At 68.3% G+C, this 4,824-nt stretch carries 6 protein-coding genes and 1 pseudogene; 3 read left to right on the forward strand and 4 right to left on the reverse strand.

Features of this window, described 5'->3' with window-relative positions; genetic code table 11:
- Positions 1–480, reverse strand: a 480-nt coding sequence (locus A6A08_RS03605) for a sensor domain-containing protein (protein ID WP_199866831.1), incomplete at its 3' end; no start/stop codon positions are given.
- Positions 481–716: 236 nt separating this feature from the next.
- Positions 717–1,661 (reverse strand): hypothetical protein, encoded by a 945-nt coding sequence (locus A6A08_RS03610; protein WP_073701088.1) that lies wholly within the window; start codon positions 1,659–1,661, stop codon positions 717–719.
- Positions 1,662–1,850: 189 nt separating this feature from the next.
- Here A6A08_RS03610 and A6A08_RS03615 point away from each other — a divergent pair, with 189 nt between their 5' ends.
- From A6A08_RS03615 to rnhA, 3 genes are all read left to right on the forward strand, one after another.
- Positions 1,851–2,294 (forward strand): SMI1/KNR4 family protein, encoded by a 444-nt coding sequence (locus tag A6A08_RS03615; protein ID WP_073701089.1) that lies wholly within the window; start codon positions 1,851–1,853, stop codon positions 2,292–2,294.
- 106 nt (positions 2,295–2,400) lie between these two features.
- A complete protein-coding gene (gene def / locus A6A08_RS03620; protein ID WP_073701090.1) occupies positions 2,401–3,069 on the forward strand; it encodes a peptide deformylase in 669 nt (222 codons plus the stop codon).
- 226 nt (positions 3,070–3,295) lie between these two features.
- Complete coding sequence (gene rnhA, locus A6A08_RS03625) at positions 3,296–3,769, forward strand: ribonuclease HI (protein ID WP_073701091.1); 474 nt, start codon at positions 3,296–3,298, stop codon at positions 3,767–3,769.
- Positions 3,770–3,963: 194 nt separating this feature from the next.
- Here rnhA and soxR read toward each other — a convergent pair whose 3' ends face one another.
- Both soxR and A6A08_RS28545 read right to left on the reverse strand, forming a co-directional pair.
- A complete protein-coding gene (gene soxR, locus A6A08_RS03630; RefSeq protein ID WP_073701092.1) occupies positions 3,964–4,437 on the reverse strand; it encodes a redox-sensitive transcriptional activator SoxR in 474 nt (157 codons plus the stop codon).
- Between the two features lie 4 nt (positions 4,438–4,441).
- Positions 4,442–4,824, reverse strand: a pseudogene (locus tag A6A08_RS28545) (ABC transporter ATP-binding protein); the annotation flags it as partial.

Here is a 4,824-nt window from a genome sequence, read left to right on the forward strand (position 1 = left end):
GATGAGGAGTTGGTGGGGGGTGGTGGTGGGGGTGTAGAAGCCGTAGAGGGTGGGGCCGAGGAGGTGGAGGGCGAAGAGGAGTTGGTAGGTGCCGTGGAGGAGGAGGGTGGCGGGTAGGGCGATGAGGGCGATGTTGGCGGCTCCGGAGATGAGCCAGAGGAGGTCTTTCCAGGTGGCGGGGTCGGTGATGATGGTGGCGCCGCGTCGGGTGATGCCTGCTGGGGGGATGGGGCGGTAGGCGCTGGGGAGGGGGGCTGTGGGGAGGAGGTGGGCGAGGGTGCGGCGTTGGCTGTGGGCGAGGGTGCGCAGGAGGGTGCCGGTGAGGATGACGAAGGGGAGGCCGATCCAGATGAGGGTGAGGATGGCGGAGGTGATGATGAGGGGGAGTAGGAGGAGGGCGGCGATGTTCTGGGAGAGCAGGAGGAAGAGGTAGGCCAGGGTGGTGAGGCGGCCTGCGCGGCGGTGGGGTGCGGTGGCCATGGGTGGTCTTCCTTCGTTCCTGCTGTGTGGGTGTGGGTGTCTATTGTGTCGTGTTCGGTGGTGGGGTTGCGGTGGTGGTGGCTCCACTGTGGGTGTGGGTGCGGCCCGCCTGGTGGGGCGGGCCGTGGGTGTGGTCTGGTTGTCGGTGGTGGGTTCGGCCTGGTGGTCGGGCCTTTTTTGTGGGTCGGGTGTGCTGTGGGGCGGGGTCCTCGTTCGGGTGTGTGGTCGTGGTGGTCTCAGGGCCAGCGCATGTCGGTGGCGGGGCCCAGGTTGTGGACGCGGGTGCTGTGGTGGGTGTCGAGGGCGTTTTTGAGCTGGGTCCAGGCTTGTTGGGGTGTGTTGTCGGTGTTGTGGCAGCTGCGCTGTTTGCAGGCGGTGTGTTGGGACATGGCTCCGGCGAAGCGGAGGGCGTCGCCGGTGTGGGTGTGGCCCCAGCGGCTGATGTTGGCCCATTGGCGTGCCTGGATGCCGTCGGTTCGGTAGATCTGGGGGATGAGGTGGATGTTGGGGTTGCCTGCTCCGGCCATGTGGTGCACGTCTGCCAGGGACCAGCCGTTGGCGCAGTCTCCTGAGGTGGTGGTGGGGCAGGAGTCGGCGGAGTTGGCGGCGTAGAGGGGGATGTCGGTGGCCTGGGTGTAGGCGTCGAGCCATGTGCGGGCCCAGGTGGGGGTGGACCAGGAGGGTTCGGCGTCCAGGGCGGCGGTGATGGTGACGGCGTCGGTGGTGGAGGTGTGGTGGGCGTTGGTGACCAGGTGGGCCCAGCGTTGTCCGGCGTGGGTGCCGGTGATGCCGCCGTCGTCTTTGTTGTTGACGCCCAGGGCCAGGTGGGCGGTGGCTTGTTTGGTGCGGCATTCGGTGAAGCCCTGGGCCCAGTGGTGGGCGTATTGGGTGGCTTGGGTGTAGGGGGCGCGGGGTGTGGTGGAGTTGGCGGTTCTGCCGGGTTCTCGGAGGGTGTCGTCTTTTTCCTGGGTGCCGAAGAAGAGGATGCGGGGGCCGGTGGTGCCGGTGCGTCCTTCGGCGCAGCCGTGTTCGCGGGCTTGGGTGGTGGTGGTGTCGGTGAGGATGACGTAGCTGCTGGTGGTGTGGCCGGGGTAGTCGGTGGTGGCGTGTGCGGGGGTGGGCAGGGTCAGGGCGGTGGTGAGTGTGGTGGCGGCGAGTAGGCGTCGTGTGGTGGTGTTCATGGGCTTATTGTGTGCTGGTGTGATGTGTTGTGCACGTAGGGTGATGTGGTTGGCGCGTCGTGGGTGTGGTGCGGGGTGGTGGGGGTCGGCGTCGTCCTGGTGGTGGTTTGTGGTGGTGCGGCGGGGGCTGGTCCGGGTTTTTGGCGCAACTCGCCGTCGACGATTTCCCGTGTCTTGCCACGACCTGTGATGATCGAGGGTGTGTGGCGTGAACTGATCCTGGAGATGTATCCCGAGGCCGATCTGAGAGATCCGGCCGACGAGGTGACCCTGGCCGAGGTCGAGAAGCACCTGATGCTGCCCCTGCCCTTTGAGTTGGCGTCCTTGTTGCAGGAGACCGACGGGGTGACCAATGAGTACGGGGATGAGGTGGTGTGGAGTGCGCGGCGTCTGGTGGAGGACAATCTGGCGATGCGTCGGGAGCCGGACTACCTGGAGTTGTACGCGCCCTTCGACGAGATGATCTTCTTCGGTGATTCCGATATGGGGCCGCAGTTCGCCTACGTGCACACCGACTACGGTCCGGGGATCGTGGTGTGGGACCATGAGAGCGACCGGCGGCGCCTGGTGGTGGTGTCGTTGCGCGACTATCTGGCGCGGTGTCTGATCCAGGGCAATTCCTGGTTCCGTTGAGCTGTTTTCCCGGGTGCGGCTGACCTGCCTGTTCGTGCTATTTTTCGGTGATGTCGGTGGTGTTGTGCCACCTGTTGTCGTGTCGGTGCGTTGTGAGAGTAGGACCATGTCGGAGCAGTCCAGGCCTGCCCAGGTTGCCGCCATCGTTCAGGGCCGGGAGGTCGCGGACTTTCCCGAGTTCGCTCCGGAGGCCGCGCGTGGCCGGGTGCGGCGGATCACCGTGACGGGTGAGGAGGTGTTGCACCGGCGCAACGCCGAGGTGCCCGAGGAGATGTTGGGTGGGGCCGAGTTGGGTGGTCTCATCGACGACATGTTCGTGACGATGTACGCGGCCGAGGGTGTGGGGTTGGCGGCCAACCAGGTGGGTGTGGACCTGCGTGTGTTCGTGTATGACTGCCCTGATGATGAGGGTGTGCGGCACGTGGGGCATGTGGTCAATCCGGTGTTGGACGAGCGTGACCTGGATGATCCGGTGGTGGTGGAGTCCGAGGGGTGTTTGTCGGTGCCGGGGCCGCACGCGGATCTGGGGCGGGCCGAGCGCGCCACGGTGCGGGGTGTGGACCGTGACGGTGAGCCGGTGGTGGTCAGTGGTGGCGGGTACTTCGCCCGGTGTCTGCAGCATGAGACCGATCACACGCTGGGTCGGGTGTATGTGGACCGGTTGAGTGCGCGTGAGCGCAAGCGGGTGTTGAAGAAGATGAATGAGATGGCCAATGACGTTCTCGCGCGCCGTCAGGAGCGGGCGGAGCAGTTGGCTGAGGTGTTCTCGGCCTGATCGGCTCTGGTCGAGGGGTGTGGTCGGACCTTGGGGGTTCGGTCGCGCCCCTTTTTTGTGTGTGCTGGTGGTTGGTCGTGGTGTGGGTGGTAGGTGCCTTTGGTGGGGTTGGGGGGCCATAGGGGTGGGTTCGGGGGGTCCACTGGGGGCAGGTGGCTCTGTTCTTGGCCCCTTCGGGGTGGGGTGTGGCCTTTTCGTGACCGCGGGGGGCGGTAGATTGCCCGGCATGCGTAACGGGGACGAGGTCGGCGGTGAGCCGACGCGGCGAGTGGTCATCTACACCGACGGGGCGTGCAGTGGTAACCCCGGCCCGGGCGGGTGGGGTGTGTGGCTGCGCTACGGCGAGCACGAGAAGGAGTTGTACGGGGGTGAGGAGCAGACCACCAACAACCGGATGGAGTTGATGGCGGCCATCCGGGCGCTGGAGAGCCTGAAGCAGCCCCTGCCGGTGCTGGTGCACACCGACTCCTCCTACGTGCGCAACGGGATCACGTCGTGGATGCACGGCTGGAAGCGGCGCGGGTGGAGGACGGCCGACAAGAAGCCGGTCAAGAACGTGGACCTGTGGCAGCGCCTGGACGAGGTGGCCTCGCGGTACGAGGTCGAGTGGCGGTGGGTGCGCGGGCACAGCGGGGACGAGGGCAACGAGCGCGCTGACGAGTTGGCGCGGCGGGGCCGGGACGAGGCCGCCGGGTTGTAGCGGCGTGTGAGGAGCGGGGCCGGTGCGGGGAGGGTTGCCCCCCGTGCCGGCCTTCGCTGTTGTCGCGGTGGGGGCCGCCACGGCGCCCGGCGGGGCGCGGCCGGGGCCGCGGTTGTGCTCTGGGGCGGCCCGGGGAGGGTGTTCTCGCGGTGGGCGGGCCCGGGGCGGTGCCGTGGGCCGTGTGGCCGCTGGGGTCAGTGGGCGTCGAGGTCCTCTTTGAGGGCGTCGACCATCAGCCGTCGGGGTCCGGGGCCGGCGGCGGCGAGTTCGTCGTCGGGGTTGGACAGGGTGCAGGTGCTCAGGGACAGGCAGCCGCAGCCGATGCAGCTGGTCAGGTCGTCGCGCAGGCGGATGAGCTGGCTGATGCGGGCGTCGAGTTCGGTGCGCCACTGCTGGGAGAGGCGGGCCCAGTCCTCGCGGGTGGGGGTGCGGTTCTCGGGCAGGGAGTCCAGGGCCTGGCGGATGCGTGCCAGGGGCATGCCCACGCGTTGGGAGATGCGGATGAAGGAGACTCGGCGCAGGGTGTCGCGGCGGTAGCGGCGCTGGTTTCCGGCGGTGCGTCGGCTGTGGATGAGGCCTTGGCGTTCGTAGAAGTGCAGGGCCGAGACGGCGACTCCGGAGCGTTCGGCGACCTGGCCGACGGTGAGTTCCTTGACGATGGGTGCCACGTTCTCATCCTAGGGCGTCGCCGTTGGTGCGGTGGGTGCCGGTGAGGGCGTACAGGCGTGCGTAGGCGCCGCCGCGGACGAGGAGTTGGTGGTGGGTGCCGGTCTCGGTGACGCGTCCTTCGTGGAGGAGGAGGATGCGGTCGGCGGTGCGGGCCTGGGTGGGTTGGCGGGTGAGGGTGAGCAGGCCGGTGTGGGGTGTGGGTGCGGGGCAGGGGGTGTGGGGCGGGGGGTCGGTGAGCAGGAGCAGGCGGGTGTCGGTGCGTTGGGCGTAGGTGTCGCGGGCCTGGTGGATGCGGGGTGTGAGGTGGGGGGGCAGGGGGGGGAGGGGGGGGGGCAGGGGGGCGGGGTCCAGGCCGGGGTGGGCCAGGGTGTGGGTGAGGTGGGGGT

The organism is Nocardiopsis sp. TSRI0078 (assembly GCF_001905145.1).
Lineage (GTDB): Bacteria > Actinomycetota > Actinomycetes > Streptosporangiales > Streptosporangiaceae > Nocardiopsis.